Source organism: Methylobacterium sp. Leaf465, from assembly GCF_001424705.1.
Taxonomy (GTDB): domain Bacteria; phylum Pseudomonadota; class Alphaproteobacteria; order Rhizobiales; family Beijerinckiaceae; genus Methylobacterium.
Genome location: NZ_LMRA01000012.1, coordinates 68,602 through 85,917 on the forward strand (window position 1 = coordinate 68,602; position 17,316 = coordinate 85,917).

Sequence of the window (17,316 nt, forward strand, 5' to 3'; positions counted from 1 at the left end):
CCCCCGCACGCGGGGGCGCCACGGCAGCGTTGACCTGTTCCATCCGCTAAAATAGATTATAAGCATAATCTTAGAGCGGCGGATGGTCCGGCTGCGGAGGATGCGTCATGCAGAAGTGGTTCGCACCCGGTCTCGCGTCCCTCGCCCTCGGCGCCTGCTCGCCGACGGAGACGGCGGTGAGCCCGGAACCGCCCCTCGTTCAGGTGGCCGAGGTCGTCCGCGGTCCCGGCGCGGTCGCGCGCTACACCGGGGTGATCCGGGCCCGGACCGAGAGCAACCTGGGCTTCCGGGTCGGCGGCAAGATCTTCGAGCGCCTCGTCGACCCGGGCGACCGGGTGCGTCGCGGGCAGCCCCTGATGCGCCTCGACCGCACCGACTTCACCCTCGCCCTCGAAGCCGCCCGCGCCTCTGCCGAGGCGGCCCGGGCCCAAATGATCAAGGCCAAGGCGGACGAGGAGCGCAGCCGCAGGCTGGTGGCCGACGGCTGGACCTCCCGGCAGACCTACGACCAGAACAAGGGCGCGGCCGACGCCGCCATCGCCCAGCTCGCCCTTGCCGAGGCCCAGGCCAGTCAGACCCAGAACCAGGCGGGCTATGCCGAACTCCAGGCCGATGCCGACGGCGTCGTCATGGAGGTGCCCTCCGAGCCCGGCCAGGTGGTCGCGGCCGGCCAGACCGTGGTCAAGCTCGCCCGCGACGGGGCGCGCGAGGCGGAGGTGTTCCTGCCCGAGGGCAGCCGGCGCGCTGCCGAGGGAGAGGCCTCCGCCACCCTCTACGCCGAGGGCGCGGCGACGTACCCGGCGCGCCTGCGCGAACTCTCCGCCACCGCCGATCCGGCGACGCGGACCTACCGGGCGCGCTATATCCTCTCGGGCGGGGGCGAGGCCGCCCCACTGGGCGCCACCGTCACCCTTCAGCTCATCGATGCCGCGGCGACCCGCGTACCGCGCGTCGAGGTGCCCCTCGCGGCCCTGTTCGACCAGGGGCACGGCATAGCGGTCTGGCGCTACGATGCCGCCACCGAGACCGTGCGTCCGCAGATCGTGCAGGTCGCTCGCCTGGGCGAGGAGCGCGCCGAGATCGTCGACGGTCTGAACCCCGGCGACCGGATCGTGGCGCTCGGTGCCCATCTCCTCACGGCCGACCAGCGGGTGCGCCCGGCGCCCGCCAGCAGGACCGGGGTGGTGCGATGAGCGGCCTCAACCTCTCGGCGCTCGCCGTCCGCGAGCGGGCCGTCACCCTGTTCCTGCTGATCGCGCTGACGGGGGCGGGCTTCTTCGCCTTCCAGAAGCTCGGGCGGGCGGAGGACCCGGCCTTCACCGTCAAGGTCATGACGGTCTCGGCCGCCTGGCCCGGCGCCACGGCGGAAGAGATGCAGCGCCAGGTCGCCGACCCCCTCGAGAAGCGCCTGCAGGAGCTCGTCTACTACGACCGGGCGGAGACCACGGTGCGCCCCGGCCTGATGGTGACGAAGGTCATCTTCAAGGATGCGATGCCTCCGGCCAAGCTCCAGTCGGAGTTCTACCAGGCCCGGAAGAAGCTCTCCGACCAGGCCTCCAGCCTGCCGCGCGGCGTGATGGGGCCGCTCTTCAACGACGAGTTCTCGGACATCTACTTCGCCCTCTACGCCGTACAGGCCAAGGGTCTGCCACACCGCCAGCTCGTGCTGCACGCCGAGGACCTGCGCCAGCGCCTGCTGCGGGTGCCGGGCGTGGAGAAGATCAACATCCTGGGTGAGCAGACCCAGAAGATCTTCGTGGAGATCTCCTACCAGCGCCTCGCCACCCTCGGCATCACCGGCCAGCAGCTGCTGGCCGCGCTGGCTAACCAGAACGACGTCACCCCGGCCGGCTTTGTCGAGGCGGCGGGACCGCGGGTGTACCTGCGTCTCGACGGGGCCATCGACGGCCTCGACGCCATCCGGAATCTTCCCGTGGCCGCCGGCGACCGCAGCCTCAAGCTCGGCGACATCGCCGAGGTCAGGCGCGGCTACGAGGATCCCCGGACCTTCGCGATCCGCAACGACGGCGACCCGGCCCTGATGCTCGGCCTCGTGATGAAGCCCGGCTTCAACGGGCTCACGCTCGGCGCGGCGCTCAACGCCGAGGAGGTGGCGATCCACCACGAGACGCCGGTGGGCATCGCCTTCACCAAGATCACCGATCAGGCCAAGGTCATCGACGACGCCATCCACGAGTTCATGGTCAAGTTCTTCACTGCCCTCGGCGTGGTGATCCTCGTCTCCCTGGTGGCACTCGGCTTCCGGGTCGGCATCGTGGTCGCGCTGGCCGTGCCGCTCACCCTCTCGGCGGTGTTCGTCGTGATGATGGTCACGGGCCGCGATTTCGATCGCATCACGCTGGGCGCCCTCATCATCTCGCTCGGCCTCCTCGTCGACGACGCCATCATCGCCATCGAGATGATGGTGGTGCGCATGGAGGAGGGCGCCGACCGCATCGCGGCGGCGACCCATGCCTGGAGCGCCACGGCCGCGCCGATGCTCACCGGCACTCTGGTGACCATCGCGGGCTTCCTGCCCGTGGGCTTCGCCGCTTCCACGGCAGGTGAGTACGCCGGCGACATCTTCTGGGTGGTGGCCTTCTCGCTGATCCTCTCCTGGATCGTGGCCGTGACCTTCACGCCCTATCTCGGCGTGAAGCTCCTGCCGAACATCCAGCGCGTCGTGGGGGGACACGAGGCGATCTACGCCACGAAGACCTACGCGCGCCTGCGCCGCGTCGTGCGGATGTCGGTCGACCACAAATGGCTCGCCGCCGGCATCACCGTGGGGCTGTTCGCCCTCGCCGTGGCGGCGATGGGCAAGGTCGAACAGCAGTTCTTCCCGAATTCCGAACGCCCCGAGCTCATCGTCGAGGTCACGCTGCCGGCGGGCTCGGCCTTCGCCACCACCGAGGCCAGCGTCAAGCGGATCGAGGCCGCGGTGCGCGATCTGCCGGAAGCTGGCGCGATGACGAGCTACATCGGCCAGGGTATGCCGCGCTTCGTGCTCTCCTTCGATCCCGAGCTGCCCGATCCGGCCTTCGCACAGATCGTGGTGCAGACGGCCGACGCGCAGGCGCGCGACGTCCTCAGGGGCAAGCTGCGCCGACTCGTGGAGGACGGCCGCTTTCCGGAAGCCCGCGTGCGGGTGCTCCAGATCGTGTTCGGCCCACCCATCCGCTTTCCCGTCGCCTTCCGGGTGGTGGGGCCCGACCTCGACGTTATCCGCGGCATCGCCGCCGAGGTTCGGGAGGTCATGGCGGCCAATGCCAACATGCGCCTCGTCCATCTCGACTGGGGCGACAAGACCCCGAGCCTGCGCCTCGCCTTCGACCAGGAACGCCTGCGCCTCATCGGCCTGACCCCGAAGGAGGCCGGCCAGCAGCTGCAGAGCTACCTCAACGGCACGCCCGCCACCCAGGTGCGCGAGAACCTGCGTTCCGTCGACGTCGTCCTGCGCAGCCCCGGCCCCGAGCGGCGCTCCCTGGGCGAGATCGGAGACCTGACGCTGACGACCAAGGACGGTCGTCAGGTGCCGGTCTCGCAGGTGGCGCGCCTGGAGAGCCGGACCGAGGACGCGGTGCTCAAGCGCTACAACCGCGAGACCTACATCCGCGTCCAGGGCGACGTGCTCGACGGCAAGCAGCCGCCGGACATCCACGCCCAGGTGTTTCCCCTCCTGGCGCCGATCAAGGCCAATCTCCCGCCGGGCTACCGCATCGATACCGCGGGTGCCGTGGAGGAGAGCGAGAAGGCGATGATGTCCCTGGTGGCGGTGTTCCCGATCATGCTGATCGTGACGCTCACCGTCATCATGATCCAGGTCCGCTCGTTCGCCACCATGTTCATGGTCTTCGCCACCGCCCCGCTGGGCCTGGTGGGCGCAGCACCGACCCTGCTGCTCTTCCACCAGCCCTTCGGCTTCAACGCGATCCTCGGGCTGATCGCCCTGTCGGGAATCCTGATGCGCAACACCCTGATTTTGGTGGACCAGATCCACCACGACCAGGCGGCGGGCCTGGGGGATTACGACGCGATCGTGGAATCCACGGTGCGGCGCGCCCGTCCCGTCATCCTCACGGCGGCGGCGGCGATGCTGGCCTTCATCCCGCTCACCCACTCGGTGTTCTGGGGGGCGCTGGCCTACGTCCTCATCGGCGGCGTCGGGGTCGGCACCCTGCTGACCCTCCTGTTCCTGCCCGCCCTCTACGCCCTCTGGTTCCGGGTGGCGCGCCAGCCGCGCGACGCGCGGGGCGCCACCGAGACGGCGCCGCAGGGGGCCGGAACCTGACGCAGGCGCGGGGCGAGATCTCGGCAGCGGTGGTATAAGCGTATCGCGCCGGGCTTGCCCGAGACCGCGCGGGCCGTCTGCCGATCCGTACCCTGTTCCCTTCGGCGGGTCGGCCGATGCGGACCTGTATCGATGACGGCCCGCATCTATATAAGACCGGGAAGGCAGCGGGAGAGCCGGAGATGCCGAGAGTTTCGCAGGAGCAGGCCAAGCTCAACCGCCAAAGAGTCGTCGCGGTCGCCGCCGCCCTGTTCCGGGAACGTGGCCTGCACGGGGTGGGGGTGGCCGACATCATGGCCTCGGCCGGCCTGACGCATGGCGGCTTCTACGGCCAGTTCGCCAGCAAGGATGCGCTGGCGGTCGAGGCGTTCGACGCGGCCCTCGGGGAGGACCGGCGGGGCGCGCTGGACATGCTCATCGCCAACTACCTGTCCGTCGGCCACGTGCAGTCGCCCGGCATGGGCTGCCCCCTCGCCGCCCTGGCCAACGACGTCGCCCGCGAGCCGGCGGGGAGTCTTCTGCGGGGACGCTTCACCCACGGGGTCCGACACCTCGTGGGCCTGCTGTCCGAGCTCTCGCCCCAGGGTGCGAAGGAGCGCCGCCGCCAGCGCGCGCTCGCCAAGTTGTCGACCCTCGTGGGCGCCGTCGTGCTGGCACGGGCGGTGGACGATCCGAGCCTCGCCGAGGATCTCCTCCGGGCCGCACGGACCGCCGCGGGCGAGCGCGGCGACCCACCGCCCCCCGACAGCGCGTCGCCGCCCTGAACCGGCACCGACGCGTCGCCTCCCGGGGCTGTCCGGGACGGACGGAGCCTTACGCCGGACGCGGCAGCTTGCAGCTGTCGAGAGCGTTCAGGGCCTTGGCGCGGGCGGAATCGTTGAAGTAGCCGGTGCTGCGGTAGCCATCGAGCTCGCTCTTGTCGAGGCTTGCCAACGTCTGGTTCGCGTAGCAGCCGCAGGGGCGGGCGAGGGAGACCTCGGAGACGTTCTGCAGACGGGCCTGGGTGACGGTGCAGGCGTGACGCACGCGGCCTGTCAGGTTGCTGGTGGAGGCCGTCTTCAGCGCCGGATCGGGAGTGTAGCCTTCGAGCGACGCGGTCGGGCCGGACTTGTTGGCGTTGCAGGCGGCGACGAGCGAGAGCAGGCCGGCGGCGAGCAGGAGCCGGCCGGTGCGCGGGGCGATGGAGCGCATGGAATGATGGGTCCGTGAAAGCGATTCGGGAACGAACCGGTTTCACGTCCGGGCCCCCGCCGCGCAAGGGCGCCGGGGCCACACTGGGACGGCAAACGCCGAAGCTTCCGGGAAGCTTCGGCGCGCCGGTTTGGTCGACCGTGTCCGAACCCCGAAGGATTCAGCCGACGATGTCGGAATCCTGGAAGAACTGGGCGATTTCCGCCTTGGCGTTCTCGAGGCTGTCGGAGCCGTGGACGGTGTTCTCGCCGACCGACTCGGAGAAGGTCTTGCGGATGGTGCCCGCGTCGGCGTTGGCCGGGTTGGTGGCGCCCATCACTTCGCGGTACTTGGCGACGGCGTTCTCGCCCTCGAGCACCTGCACGACGACCGGCCCGGAGGTCATGAACTCCACGAGCTCGCCGAAGAAGGGGCGCTCCTTGTGGATCTCGTAGAACGTCTCGGCCTGGGCGCGGCTCATCTGGATGCGGCGCTGGCCGACGATGCGCAGGCCCGCCTTCTCGATCACGGCGTTGACCGCGCCGGTCAGGTTCCGCTTCGTGGCGTCGGGCTTGAGAATGGAGAAGGTGCGCTCGGTGGCCATGGTCCGTCCGGTTGTGATCGCTCAGCCGAAAATGGCTTCGGCGCCGGGCTTATAGCCGCCAGGCCCCCGGCCCTCAACCCGAGGCGCGAACGCGGGGGATAACCTGAGCGCGGCCGCGGGTTTTCCCGCTGCCATGGCTTTGGCGCAACAGCGCCGGAAATTCGCCCGAATGCGGACGCCTCCTGTGGCCAGACGAACACGGCCCTGCCCCCGCGCCGGGTCGCTTGCCGATCCCCTTGCCGACTCTCTGGCCGCCGGCCTCCCGCCGCAGCCACGCCACACGGAGACCTGGACATGCGCGTCGCCCTCACCGCCGCCCTCATCCTCACCGGCCTCGCCCCCGCCTCCGCCGCCCCGGCCCAGGACCCCTCGGGGACCTGGCTCACCGGGGACGGCCGCGCCAAAGTCCGCATCGACCGCTGCGGCCCGGGTGCCGCCAACATCTGCGGGAAGGTGGTCTGGGCCAAGACCGCGACCAACGAGGACGGGAGCCCGCGCACGGACATCAAGAATCCCGATCCGAAGAAGCGCGGCCGCCCCGTGCTCGGCCTGACCCTCCTCGACAACCTGAAGCCCGAGGAGGCGAAGTTCTCCGGCGAGATCTACAACGCCGACGAGGGCAAGATGTATCAGGTCAGCCTGGAGCGAGAGAGCAGCTCCGAGCTGTCGGTCTCAGGCTGCCTCCTCAAGGTCCTGTGCGGCTCGCAGACCTGGACCCGGGTGCCCGACGTGAACCAGCAGGCCTCCGCCGCCGCGCCCGAGTCGGCGCCCGCGCCCCGGCCCGCGCCGAAGGCTGCCAAGGCCGCCCCCACGAAGGCGCTCGCGGCGCCGGCCGAGTGACGCCAGCGGCGTGACGCGTATCGGGTGACGCCTCCGCTCAGACCGCCGCGAATCCCCGCTGAACGGCCGGCCGCGCCATGACGCGGTCGAGCCAGGCCCGCACGTGGGGCACGCTGGCCAGCTCGATGCTCTGCTTCTCGTGGTACTTGGCCCAGGGTAGGATCGCGATGTCGGCGATGGAGAAGTCGCCCGCCACGAAATCGCGGTCCGCGAGGTGCCGGTCGAGGACGCCGTAGAGGCGCTGGGCCTCCGCGGTAAACCGGTCGATGGCGTAGGGGATCTTCTCTTGCGCGTAGATGCGGAAATGGTGGACCTGGCCGAGCATGGGCCCGAAGCCGCCGACCTGCCAGAACAGCCACTCGTCCACCGCCACCCGGGCGCGCTCGTCGGCCGGGTAGAGGCAACCGGTCTTGCGCCCGAGATATTGCAGGATCGCACCGGACTCGAACACCGTGATGGGGTCGCCCCCCGGGCCGTCCGGGTCGACGATGGCGGGAATCTTGTTGTTCGGCGAGATCTTCAGGAAGTCGGGCGCCATCTGGTCGCCGCGGCCGATATTCACCGGCACCACCCGATAGGGCAGTCCGCACTCCTCCAGCATGATCGGGATCTTCCAGCCATTCGGCGTGCTCCAGGTGTGCACGTCGATGGGTTTTCCCGGCGCGTGTGCCATGCTGATGTTTCCGACCCTGTTCAGGCTCGCCCGACCCGCCGAAACAATCGGGAACGCGAGCGGATGGTTGCAGACTCCGTGCCACCGCCACAACACGTGACACGAGCGGTGGATCGCGTCGACACCCGTACAGATGGCACTTGCCCTCGCCCGGGGTTGTGGCTGTGATGCGCCCGGCCCGCCACACGGCGGCGCCCAAGCGTCCCCGGGGGTCGTCATGCTGTCGTTCCGTTCGCGTCACACCCGTGCTTTGTTCGCGGGCTTGCTGCTTCTGGCAAGTCCCCTCCTTCTGACAAGCCCGTTCGTCGCGGGCGGTGCGCTGGCACAGGCCGCGGCGGCGAAGCCCGCCAAGGAGCTCAGCGTCGGCCAGAGTGCCGCGCGCGAGCGCCAGAAGAAATGCGGCGCCGAGTGGCGCGCCCTCTCGGTCGCCGACAAGGCCGCGCAGGGACCGAAATGGCCGCAATACTACAGCAAGTGCGTCAAGCGCCTGAAGCAGATGAAGGCCTGAGGGGATCCGGCCGCCCGCGGGCGTCCGCGGGCGGCCGACATCGTGTGCGGGGCCAGGCGGCCCCTTTCGCGGACCGCCAAGGAACGTAAGCCTGGCCGTCCCGGTTGCCGATCCTGACAGGCGGATTCCGGACGGACGCGACGATGCGGGAACGGCAGGCGCTGCAGCGCGCGGTGGCGGTGATGGCCCTGGTCCCGGTGGCCTCCGGCCTCTACGGCGTGCTGTTCGGGCTGAACGGGATCGGACGCGGCGGCCTCGTCGACGTCTCCGCCGACAGCCACTTCCGCTACCTCTCCGGCCTGCACATGGGCATCGGCATCCTGTTCTGGACCTGCGTGCCCGGCATCGAGACCAAGACCACCCTGTTCCGCTTCCTCACCCTGGTGGTGGCGCTGGGCGGCCTCGCCCGCCTCCTCGGCTGGGCGCTAACCGGATTGCCGTCGTTCCTGATGCTGGCCGCCCTGGCCGTCGAACTCCTCGTCAGCCCACTGCTCTGCCTGTGGCAGGCCCGGGTCGCGGCGCGTGCCGCCGACGCGATGCCCGGCGGGGTCATCGGGTGAGCGCCCTCGCCGACAGCCCGCCCCGCATGCCGGACCGGATCCTCGCCGCAATCGAGCGCGTGGTTCCGAAGCCCGCCGCCTGGGCCTTCGCCGTGCGGATCTGGCTCGCCATGATCCTGGCCCTCTACGCGGCCTTCTGGCTGCAGCTGTCAAGCGCCTCCTCGGCGGCCGTCTGCGTGGCGATCCTGGCCCAGCCCAAGCGCGGGCAGGCCCTGTCGAAGGCGCTCTACCGCTTCCTCGGCACCCTCGTAGGGGCGGCCGTGGCCATCGTCCTGATGGCCTTGTTCGCGCAGGACCGGGTGGTGCTCCTCGTCGCCTTCGCCACCTGGCTCGGCCTGTGCGTCTTCACCGCCCACTTTCTGCAGGACACCCGGGCCTACGGGGCCATGCTGTCGGGCTACACCGTGGCGATCATCGCCATCGCCCATATCGACACGCCGCAGAGCACCTTCGACGCGGCCGTGGACCGGGTGGCGGCGATCACCCTCGGCATCGTGGCGATCACCGTCATCAACGACGCCCTCGGCTCGCCCAGCATCTGGCGGACGGTGCGCGACGCCCTGGGCGACGCCCTCGCGGAAACCCGGGCCTTCGCCCGCGAGACCCTGACCCGGGGCGATCCCGGCTCCGAGCGGACCGCCGCGCTGATCCGCAAGATCGCCGCCCTGCGGGGCGACGCCAGCGCCATCGCGGGCGAACGCGACGACGGGCCGGACCGGGCCGCGGGGGCGCGCAGCGCCATCGCGGCGCTCTACGTCATGGCAGCGGCCGCCCGCCATGTCCGGGCGGCCCTGGCCCGCCTGCCCGCCCCGTCGCCCGCCGTCGCGGAGGCGCGCGCCCTCTGCCTCGGGCTGACGGAGCCGGAGGCCGACCCGGCCCTGGCGGTGGCACGCCTGTCGGACCTCGTCGCGGAGGCCGTGCGCGCGGGCGACCAGCCCCTCGACGCGATCCTCGCTCTGCAGCGCGCCCTCGATTTCGCTCGGGCGGCCGCCTTCGCGGCCGATGGCTCCCGCGTCCTCGCCCATGGGGGGCGCCCCTTGCGCGACGTCCCGCTCCCGACCCACCGCGACGTGCCCGAGGCCGTGCGGGGCGCCCTGCGGGTGGTGATCGCCTTCGGCCTCACGGCCCTCCTCCTCGTCGCCACGGGATGGCCGGCCACCTCCTTCGCCCTGGTCCAGGTGGCGGCGACCTGCTCGCTCTCCGCGATCACCCCCGACCCGCGCGTCTTCGCCAAGGGCGTGCTCATCGGCATGCCGCTGGCCGCCCTCTGCGCCGGTCTCGTGCTGTTCGGCGCGCTCGCCGGCGTCCAGGGCTTCCCCCTGCTGGCGATCGCCATGGCGCCGGTGGTCTTCGCCGCCTGCTTCCTCAGCCTCAACCCGCTGACTTTCGGCATCGGGTTCATCCTGCTGGTGTTCTTCCCCGTGCTGCTCTCGCCCGCCAACCCCCAGAGCTACGACCCGCAGGGGTTCCTCACCAACGCCTTCCTGGTGATCTTCGCGGCGCTGATCCTGTTCTTCACCGTCCGGATCATCCTGCCCATCTCCAACGCCCGCCACCGTGCCTTCGCCCTCGATTCGGCCCGGCGCGCCCTGGTCGAGGCCTTGGCGGGCCGGGGCGGCGACGCCACGACCCGGACGAGCCTCAACAGCGACCGCCTGCTGCAATTCGCCCGCTGGAGTTCGGGCAGCGCGGCCGTGCGCCGGGCGAGCCTCGACCGCGCCTTCGAGCTCGCCCGGATGGAGTCGGCGGCCGCGCGCGCCCAGGCGCAGCTGCGCGGCCTCGCCCGGGACGGTGCCCTGGCTGCGGTCGCGGGCCGGGCCCGCGCGGCCCTTGCGAGCGTCGATGCCGGCCGGATGCGGGAGGCCGCCGCGGCCCTTCTCGCCGCGGGCGGGCCGGCCGATCCGGCCACGCGCCTGCACCTCGCCCGGGCGGTGAGCGACCTCGCCACGGCCGCCCACGTCGCCGAGGGGCAGGGCCGCTTCCTACGCCGCCTCGGCATCCGGGGCGCCTGATGCGCAGCGACCTCGATCTCGGCGGCGTGCTGTTCTCGCCCTTCGTGGCCTACGCCGCCGGCGCGCTGGCGATCCTCCTAGGTCTGCGCCTGCTCTTCGCGCACCTGCGCATCGCCCGCTACGTGGCCAACCCGCCCCTGGCGGAGGCCGGCCTCTACGTGTGCATCCTCGCTCTCCTGATCGTGTTCCTGTGACCATGGCTCAAGACCCGCCCGCCGAGACCGCCGCCGCAGGGCCCGACGGCCGCTCCCGCGGCTCCGCCCCGGATACCCGCCCCCGCGCGCCCGGCCGGGGGCGCCGGGTGCTGCGCCTGCTGATCACCGGGCTCATCCTGGCCTGCGCCTTCGTCGCGGCGGCCCTCGTCTGGCAGTTCTACGTGACCGCCCCCTGGACCCGCGATGGGCGGGTGCGCGTGCAGGTCGCCAGCGTGGCCCCCCAGGTCTCAGGCCAGATCACGGAGCTGCGCGTCGCCGACAACCAGACCGTGAAGAAGGGCGACATCCTCTACGTCATCGATCCGTTCGACTTCGAGGTCTCGGTGACCTCGGCCCAGGCCGAACTCGACAACCGGGAGGCGGACCTCCAGGTCAAGCGGACCCAGGCCGCCCGGCGCGAGGCGCTGACCACCCTCTCGACCTCCATCGAGGAGAAGCAGCAATATGCCGGCACCGCCAAGATCGCCGAGGCGGCGGTGGCCTCGGCCAAGGCGCAGCTGTCCCAGGCCAAGATCAATCTCCAGCGCACCCAGGTGCGCTCGCCGGTGAACGGCCGGGTGACGAACCTCCTGCTGCGCCCCGGCGATTACGCCACCACCGGCACGGTCAACATCGCCGTCATCGACACCGATTCGTTCTGGATCGACGGCTATTTCGAGGAGACCAAGATGGCCCGGATACACGTGGGCGATCCGGTCTCGGCCGAGCTCCTCGGCTACGATCCGCTGATCCGCGGCACGGTAGAGAGCATCACCCTGGGCATCAGCACCGCCAACGCCACCGCGAGCACCCAGGGCCTGCCGAACGTCGACCCCGTCTACACCTGGGTCCGCCTCGCCCAGCGGGTGCCGGTGCGCATCCGCATCGACGTCGTGCCAAACGGCGTCACCCTGGTCGCCGGCATGACCGCCACCGTCTCGGTGGGCGCGCCCGGCGCCCATCGGCGGGACTGGCTCGCGGGCCTGCGGAGCCGCTTCAGCGGGACAGCGGTGCCCACCCCGTAGGTTGTGGCGACGGGGCGTGCGGTGGCAGCTGCGCCCAAGCGACTGCGGCGACAGGACATTTCAGGGTCGAGTCTCTGGGAATGAATACAGTCGCGAAATCACGCAAATAGGCTCTTGACGCATTCGCGATCCGGTCGCACCTTGATGTGGTGCTTCGACGGCAAAGCACAGCTCAAGCAACGAGGAGGCCTTGATCGGATAACGATCACGACCGACCTGACGCAGGAGATGTGGGAATGACTCCACCCCAGCAGGAAGCTGCGGCGATCATCCAGGGCTGATTCGACCTGGACGTTGAGCAGCGCACACGCGAATTACGGGACGGAAGCGGTCTCCGGGGCGCAGAAGCGGCCAGCACGGCACGACTTCAGACATGCACCAGGCCCCACCTCGGCCGCTTCCGCCGCCGATCTATTTAGATGAGCCGGCGTGCTTCGCGCCGAATGATCACGATATCTTCGTCTCAAGGCGTCGCCGCCGCGCTCCCGCGCGAGCGGCTCGACCCATGAGCGGACGTAGGAGAGTTCGCGCGCCGCCGCGACGCTCGCCTCTGCCACGGGGGGAAGCTCCCCCGGAGGCGGCCGCCTCTCTCAGCTAACCAGGGAGCGCCTCGCCCGGCCGCATGACGTCGTGTCCGACCCGGCACCGACCGTACATGTCCGCGGCGCGGACGCAGGCCCGCTTCTACTCGATCCCCAGCTTCGCCTTCAGCAGGGCGTTCACTGCTGCCGGATTGGCCTTGCCGCCGGTGGCCTTCATGGTCTGGCCGACGAACCAGCCGAGCAGGGTCGGCTTCTCGCGGGCCTGAGCGACCTTCTCGGGGTTCCTGGCGATGATCTCGTCCACGGCCGCCTCGATGGCGCCGGTGTCGGTGACCTGCTTCAGGCCGCGCGCATCGACGATCTGGCGCGGGTCGCCGCCCTCGGACCAGACGATTTCGAACAGGTCCTTGGCGATCTTACCCGAGATCACGCCCTCGCCGATGAGGTCGACGATGGCGCCGAGCTGGTCGGCCGAGACCGGGCTGGTCTCGATGCTGTGGCCTTCCTTGTTCAGGCGCCCGAACAGCTCGTTGATGACCCAGTTCGCCGCGGCCTTGCCGTCGCGGCCCTTGGCCACCGCCTCGAAGTAGTCGGCCGAGGCGCGCTCGGCGATGAGCACGCCCGCATCGTAGGGCGACAGGCCGTAGGACGCGATGAAGCGCGCCTTCTTGGCGTCGGGCAACTCGGGCAGGCCGGCGGCCAGGGCGTCGACATAGGCCTGGTCGAATTCCAGCGGCAGCAGGTCCGGGTCCGGGAAGTAGCGATAGTCGTGCGCCTCTTCCTTCGAGCGCATGGAGCGGGTCTCGCCCTTGCCCGGATCGAACAGGCGGGTCTCCTGGCTGATCGTGCCGCCATCCTCGATGATCGCGATCTGGCGGCGGGCCTCGGTCTCGATGGCCTGGCCGATGAAGCGGATCGAGTTGACGTTCTTGATCTCGCAGCGGGTGCCGAGCGGGTCGCCGACTCGGCGCACCGAGACGTTGACGTCGGCGCGAAGCGAGCCCTTCTCCATGTCGCCGTCGCAGGTGCCAAGGTAGCGCAGGATGGTGCGCAGCTTGGTCACGTAGGCGCGCGCCTCCTCCGACGAGCGCAGGTCTGGCCGGGAGACGATCTCCATCAGGGCGACGCCGGAGCGGTTGAGGTCGACGAAGCTCTGGGTCGGGTTCTGGTCGTGCAGGGACTTGCCGGCATCCTGCTCCAGATGCAGGCGCTCGATGCCGACGGTGATCGACTCGCCGTCGGGCAGATCGACCAGCACCTCGCCCTCGCCGACGATCGGGTCCTTGAACTGGCTGATCTGGTAGCCCTGCGGCAGGTCCGGGTAGAAGTAGTTCTTCCGGTCGAACACCGAGCGATGGTTGATCTGCGCCTTGAGGCCGAGGCCGGTGCGCACGGCCTGGGCCACGCACGCTTCGTTGATGACGGGCAGCATGCCGGGCATCGCCGCGTCCACCAGCGAGACGTGGTCGTTCGGCTCGCCGCCGAACTCGGTGGAGGCGCCGGAGAACAGCTTGGAGCGGCTCGTGACCTGGGCGTGGATTTCCATGCCGATCACGACCTCCCAGTCGTGCAGGCCGCCCTTGATGAGCTTCTTGGGGTTCACGGCAGCGGTCATGATGGCCCGGATTCAGCGTTGCGGGGCGCGGGTACGCGCCGGAAAGGTGGAAGTGTCGGCCCGCCCGGTCAAGCGCGCAGGCGGTAGAGCTGGTGCGCCAGGAAACCGAGGGCGCCCCACAGGAAGGCGGCGATCCAGCGCACGGGGAAGAAGGTCGGCCCGTCGTGGCTCACCGGCGCCGGCCACGGGATGCCGATCGCGGTGACGCCCCAGGACACCAGCACCGAGACGGCGAAGGCCATCAGCGAGACGAGGATAACCTTGACGAACTGGTCCGACTTCCAGCCCATCACCAGGGCGATGGCGATCAGCACCGGATCGAAGGCGGCCCAGATCCAGACGTCGAAGGGATAGATCGGGACCGTCATCGCGTGCGCCTCATGCCCACCACGCCGCCGGCAGCCTGGTTCGTCCGGTGGCGTCCTCGATCACCTGGGCGGCGGCGAACAGCGTCTCCTCGTCGAAGGGCCGGCCAATGAGCTGGAGCCCGAGGGGCAGCCCCTGCGCGTCGAGGCCGGCCGGCACCGAGATGCCGGGCAGGCCCGCCATGTTCACCGTGATGGTGAAGACGTCCTGCAGGTACATCTCGACCGGATCGCCCGAGCCCTTCTCGCCGATGCCGAAGGCGGCCGACGGGGTCGCAGGCGTCAGGATCGCGTCGACACCGGCGGCGTAGGCCTGCTCGAAGTCGCGCTTGATCAGGGTGCGGATCTTCTGGGCCCGCACGTAGTAGGCATCGTAGTAGCCGGCCGAGAGCACGTAGGTGCCGATCATGATCCGGCGCTTCACCTCGCGGCCGAAGCCGGCGGCGCGGGTGTTCTCGTACATCCCGGCGATGTCCTTGCCGGGCACGCGCAGGCCGTAGCGCACGCCGTCGTAGCGGGCGAGGTTCGAGGAGGCCTCGGCCGGGGCGACGATGTAGTAGGCCGGCAGGGCGTAGGGGGTGTGCGGGAGCGAGATCTCCCTCACCGTGGCGCCGGCATCCTTCAGCATCGCGGCGCCCCGGTCCCACAGCGCCTGGATCTCGGCCGACATGCCCGCGACCCGGTATTCCTTCGGGATGCCGATGGTCAGGCCCTTGACGCCGCGGGCCACCGCCGCCTCGAAGTCGGGCACGGGCAGGTCGGCGCAGGTGGTGTCGCGCGCGTCCGCGCCGGCCATCGAGCCGAGCAGGATGGCGCAGTCGCGCACCGTCCGGGCGATCGGGCCCGCCTGGTCGAGGGAGGAGGCGTAGGCCACCGTGCCCCAGCGCGAGCAGCGCCCGTAGGTGGGCTTGATGCCGACGGTGCCGGTGAAGGCGGCGGGCTGGCGGATCGAGCCGCCGGTATCGGTCGCGGTGGCGCCGAGGCAGAGATGGGCGGCCACCGCCGCCGCCGAGCCACCCGACGAGCCGCCCGGCACCAGCTTGGCGTCCGATCCGGCCCGGCGCCAGGGCGAGACCACGTCGCCATAGGCGGAGGTCTCGTTGGACGAGCCCATGGCGAACTCGTCGAGGTTCAGCTTGCCGAGCATCACCGCGCCGTCGCGCCAGAGATTGGCGGTCACGGCCGATTCGTAGGCCGGCGTGAAGCCCTCGAGGATCTTCGAGCCGGCGGTGGTCGCCACGCCCTCGGTACAGAACAGGTCCTTGATCCCGAGGGGGATGCCCTCCAGCGGACGGGCCTCACCGGAGGCGATCCGCGTGTCGGCCGCCTCCGCCATGGCCAGGGCCCGGTCCGGCGTCTCGACAAGGTAGGCGTTCAGCGCCCGCGCCTTCTCCATGGCGTCGAGATGCGCCCGGGTCAGGTCGGTGGCGGAGAAGTCCTTGGCCTTGAGCCCGTCGCGGGCCTCCGCCAGGGTGAGTTCGTTCAGAGAGGTCATGGGTTGCGAGAGTCCTGGGCGCTCGTCCTGGTGGGTCCCGGGGCACAGCCGCCGTCGCCGTTCGGGCGCCGTGCGGACCGTCCTTCGGGGCGGCCGGGTTTTGAGGTCGGCGGCGCGTGCGCCTACTCGACGACCTTCGGCACGAGGAAGTAGTGGTCCTCGGTCTCGGGGGCGTTGGCCACGATGGCGTCGGCCTTGGCCCCGTCGGTGACCGCGTCCGCGCGCTTCTTCATCGCCATGGGGGTGACCGAGGTCATGGGCTCGACCCCCGTCACGTCGACCGCGCCGAGTTGCTCGACGAAGGCCAGGATCGCGTTCAGTTCGCCCTGCAGGGGGGCGACCTCGTCCTCGCTCACCGCGATGCGCGCCAGGTGCGCGATGCGCCTCACCGTCGTTGCGTCGACCGACATGCTGTCTTCAGATCCTCAGGCCCCCATCCGCAGCCCGTCGGGGTTCCGCGGGCGATGGGGCGTCGGGCCGGGCTATAGCACCCGCCTTCCCGCGCTCGCAACGGCGGGGCCGCGCGGGGGCCGGATCGGGCGGAGCGGCCCGGACGCCTCAGGCGATCGCGTGATGCGGCTGTACCGGTGATTCGATGAGAATCCCGGCCCGCGCCGGCCCGCGATCCGCCTGTCGGAACCCGACGAGCAGGATCTCGCAGGCCAGGGCCAGCATCAACTTGTGCCGCAGGGGCATCCGGCGTGGTGCGGGTGTCGTCGCGTGGGGCGGCAGGGGCATGCGGTCGGCTTCCAGCGTCGTAACGGTTCGTTAACGATGCTCTGGCCGATCCGGTCCCCGCAAGGCTATGACAACGTTTTCTCAAGGTTAACGACGAGCCGGAGATCAGATTCATGTGGGAGACGGTGTTCTCGCCCTGCGCGCCGGGTCCGGTGGCGACCGAGGCGGCCCTCGACCGGGCGGAGGCGGAGCTCGGCTACGGCCTGCCCGAGAGCTACCGCGTCTTCTGCCGGACCCTCGGGGCCGGGCTCGCCAACGGCTCCTTTCGCGTGGCGGTCCCGAGCGAGGCGCCCGAGACGGACCTCGTCGCCCAGTCCGAGCTGATCGCCCACAGCATCGCCTCCGTCCTCGGCGACCGGCCCGAGCATCGGTTCGAGGTGGAGGGCGACGATCCCAGCGTCGTCGAACGGGCCGGCTTCTTCGGCCGGTCGGAGGCCGGCGAGTTCCTGTTCTGGGACGTGGTGCCGGGGCGCGACGAGTACGAGATCTGGGTCCTGGGCGCCGACCTCGAATCGGTGCGCTTCGGCGGGGCCGACCTCGTCGACCTGATGCGGCGGAGCCAGGGGGCTGCCGTGCGGGGCATCCTCGGCATGGGCGCCGAGCCCCTCCCCGCCAGCTTCGTGGGCGACGGCACCGAAGGGTCGGCCGGCCCGCACTGATCCGCGAGGATCCCCTTGCCGGCCG

General features: G+C 70.6%; 18 protein-coding genes. 10 read left to right on the forward strand and 8 right to left on the reverse strand.

Features of this window, described 5'->3' with window-relative positions; all coding sequences use genetic code 11:
• Window positions 1-107 precede the first annotated feature (107 nt).
• The 3 genes from ASG51_RS08905 (at window position 108) to ASG51_RS08915 (ending at window position 5,055) form a co-directional block, all read left to right on the forward strand.
• Window positions 108-1,193 (forward strand): efflux RND transporter periplasmic adaptor subunit, encoded by a 1,086-nt coding sequence (locus ASG51_RS08905; protein ID WP_056380333.1) that lies wholly within the window; start codon window positions 108-110, stop codon window positions 1,191-1,193.
• Entirely contained in the window at window positions 1,190-4,291 is a 3,102-nt protein-coding gene (locus ASG51_RS08910) for an efflux RND transporter permease subunit (protein WP_056380335.1), read from the forward strand. Before ASG51_RS08905 ends, ASG51_RS08910 begins: the two co-directional genes overlap by 4 nt.
• A 182-nt stretch (window positions 4,292-4,473) precedes the next feature.
• Complete coding sequence (locus tag ASG51_RS08915; RefSeq protein ID WP_056380337.1) at window positions 4,474-5,055, forward strand: TetR/AcrR family transcriptional regulator; 582 nt, start codon at window positions 4,474-4,476, stop codon at window positions 5,053-5,055.
• Between the two features lie 49 nt (window positions 5,056-5,104).
• On the opposite strand, the gene ASG51_RS08920 is transcribed toward ASG51_RS08915, so the two are convergent.
• Both ASG51_RS08920 and ndk read right to left on the reverse strand, forming a co-directional pair.
• On the reverse strand, window positions 5,105-5,482 hold the full coding sequence (locus tag ASG51_RS08920; RefSeq protein WP_056221571.1) for a hypothetical protein: 378 nt from the start codon (window positions 5,480-5,482) through the stop codon (window positions 5,105-5,107).
• Window positions 5,483-5,642: 160 nt separating this feature from the next.
• Window positions 5,643-6,065 carry a nucleoside-diphosphate kinase gene (gene ndk / locus ASG51_RS08925; RefSeq protein WP_056221568.1) on the reverse strand — a complete coding sequence of 141 codons (423 nt, stop codon included), beginning with the start codon at window positions 6,063-6,065 and terminating at the stop codon, window positions 5,643-5,645.
• Between the two features lie 294 nt (window positions 6,066-6,359).
• On the opposite strand from ndk, the gene ASG51_RS08930 reads away from it, so the two are divergent.
• Window positions 6,360-6,905 carry a DUF2147 domain-containing protein gene (locus ASG51_RS08930; protein ID WP_056380339.1) on the forward strand — a complete coding sequence of 182 codons (546 nt, stop codon included), beginning with the start codon at window positions 6,360-6,362 and terminating at the stop codon, window positions 6,903-6,905.
• 37 nt (window positions 6,906-6,942) lie between these two features.
• Here the strand turns inward: ASG51_RS08930 and ASG51_RS08935 are convergent, their stop codons facing one another.
• Window positions 6,943-7,578, reverse strand: coding sequence for a glutathione binding-like protein (locus ASG51_RS08935; protein WP_056221562.1), 636 nt, complete (start codon window positions 7,576-7,578; stop codon window positions 6,943-6,945).
• 250 nt (window positions 7,579-7,828) lie between these two features.
• Between ASG51_RS08935 and ASG51_RS08940 the strand changes: the two genes are divergently transcribed.
• The 5 genes from ASG51_RS08940 (at window position 7,829) to ASG51_RS08960 (ending at window position 11,877) form a co-directional block, all read left to right on the forward strand.
• Window positions 7,829-8,086, forward strand: coding sequence for a hypothetical protein (locus tag ASG51_RS08940; RefSeq protein ID WP_056221559.1), 258 nt, complete (start codon window positions 7,829-7,831; stop codon window positions 8,084-8,086).
• 143 nt (window positions 8,087-8,229) lie between these two features.
• A complete protein-coding gene (locus tag ASG51_RS08945) occupies window positions 8,230-8,646 on the forward strand; it encodes a DUF4345 domain-containing protein (RefSeq protein ID WP_056350275.1) in 417 nt (138 codons plus the stop codon).
• A gap of 26 nt (window positions 8,647-8,672) precedes the next feature.
• Window positions 8,673-10,658 (forward strand): FUSC family protein, encoded by a 1,986-nt coding sequence (locus tag ASG51_RS08950; protein WP_056380808.1) that lies wholly within the window; start codon window positions 8,673-8,675, stop codon window positions 10,656-10,658.
• A complete protein-coding gene (locus ASG51_RS08955; RefSeq protein ID WP_056380341.1) occupies window positions 10,658-10,852 on the forward strand; it encodes a DUF1656 domain-containing protein in 195 nt (64 codons plus the stop codon). Before ASG51_RS08950 ends, ASG51_RS08955 begins: the two co-directional genes overlap by 1 nt.
• Window positions 10,853-10,854: 2 nt before the next feature.
• The gene (locus ASG51_RS08960; RefSeq protein ID WP_056273859.1) at window positions 10,855-11,877 is read left to right on the forward strand and encodes an efflux RND transporter periplasmic adaptor subunit; all 1,023 of its coding nucleotides are present in this window, start codon (window positions 10,855-10,857) and stop codon (window positions 11,875-11,877) included.
• Window positions 11,878-12,561: 684 nt separating this feature from the next.
• Here the strand turns inward: ASG51_RS08960 and gatB are convergent.
• The 5 genes from gatB to ASG51_RS24025 form a co-directional block, all read right to left on the reverse strand.
• Window positions 12,562-14,034, reverse strand: coding sequence for an Asp-tRNA(Asn)/Glu-tRNA(Gln) amidotransferase subunit GatB (gene gatB / locus ASG51_RS08965; RefSeq protein ID WP_056380343.1), 1,473 nt, complete (start codon window positions 14,032-14,034; stop codon window positions 12,562-12,564).
• 68 nt (window positions 14,035-14,102) lie between these two features.
• Window positions 14,103-14,402 (reverse strand): hypothetical protein, encoded by a 300-nt coding sequence (locus ASG51_RS08970; RefSeq protein ID WP_056273853.1) that lies wholly within the window; start codon window positions 14,400-14,402, stop codon window positions 14,103-14,105.
• A gap of 10 nt (window positions 14,403-14,412) precedes the next feature.
• Window positions 14,413-15,894: an Asp-tRNA(Asn)/Glu-tRNA(Gln) amidotransferase subunit GatA gene (gene gatA / locus ASG51_RS08975; protein ID WP_056380345.1), complete on the reverse strand. Its 1,482-nt coding sequence runs from the start codon at window positions 15,892-15,894 to the stop codon at window positions 14,413-14,415.
• Between the two features lie 122 nt (window positions 15,895-16,016).
• The gene (gatC, locus tag ASG51_RS08980) at window positions 16,017-16,304 is read right to left on the reverse strand and encodes an Asp-tRNA(Asn)/Glu-tRNA(Gln) amidotransferase subunit GatC (protein WP_056221539.1); all 288 of its coding nucleotides are present in this window, start codon (window positions 16,302-16,304) and stop codon (window positions 16,017-16,019) included.
• A gap of 148 nt (window positions 16,305-16,452) precedes the next feature.
• Window positions 16,453-16,632, reverse strand: coding sequence for a hypothetical protein (locus ASG51_RS24025; RefSeq protein WP_156389640.1), 180 nt, complete (start codon window positions 16,630-16,632; stop codon window positions 16,453-16,455).
• A 113-nt stretch (window positions 16,633-16,745) separates the two neighbouring features.
• Here ASG51_RS24025 and ASG51_RS08985 point away from each other — a divergent pair, with 113 nt between their 5' ends.
• A complete protein-coding gene (locus ASG51_RS08985; protein WP_056380347.1) occupies window positions 16,746-17,291 on the forward strand; it encodes an SMI1/KNR4 family protein in 546 nt (181 codons plus the stop codon).
• Window positions 17,292-17,316: the final 25 nt, after the last annotated feature.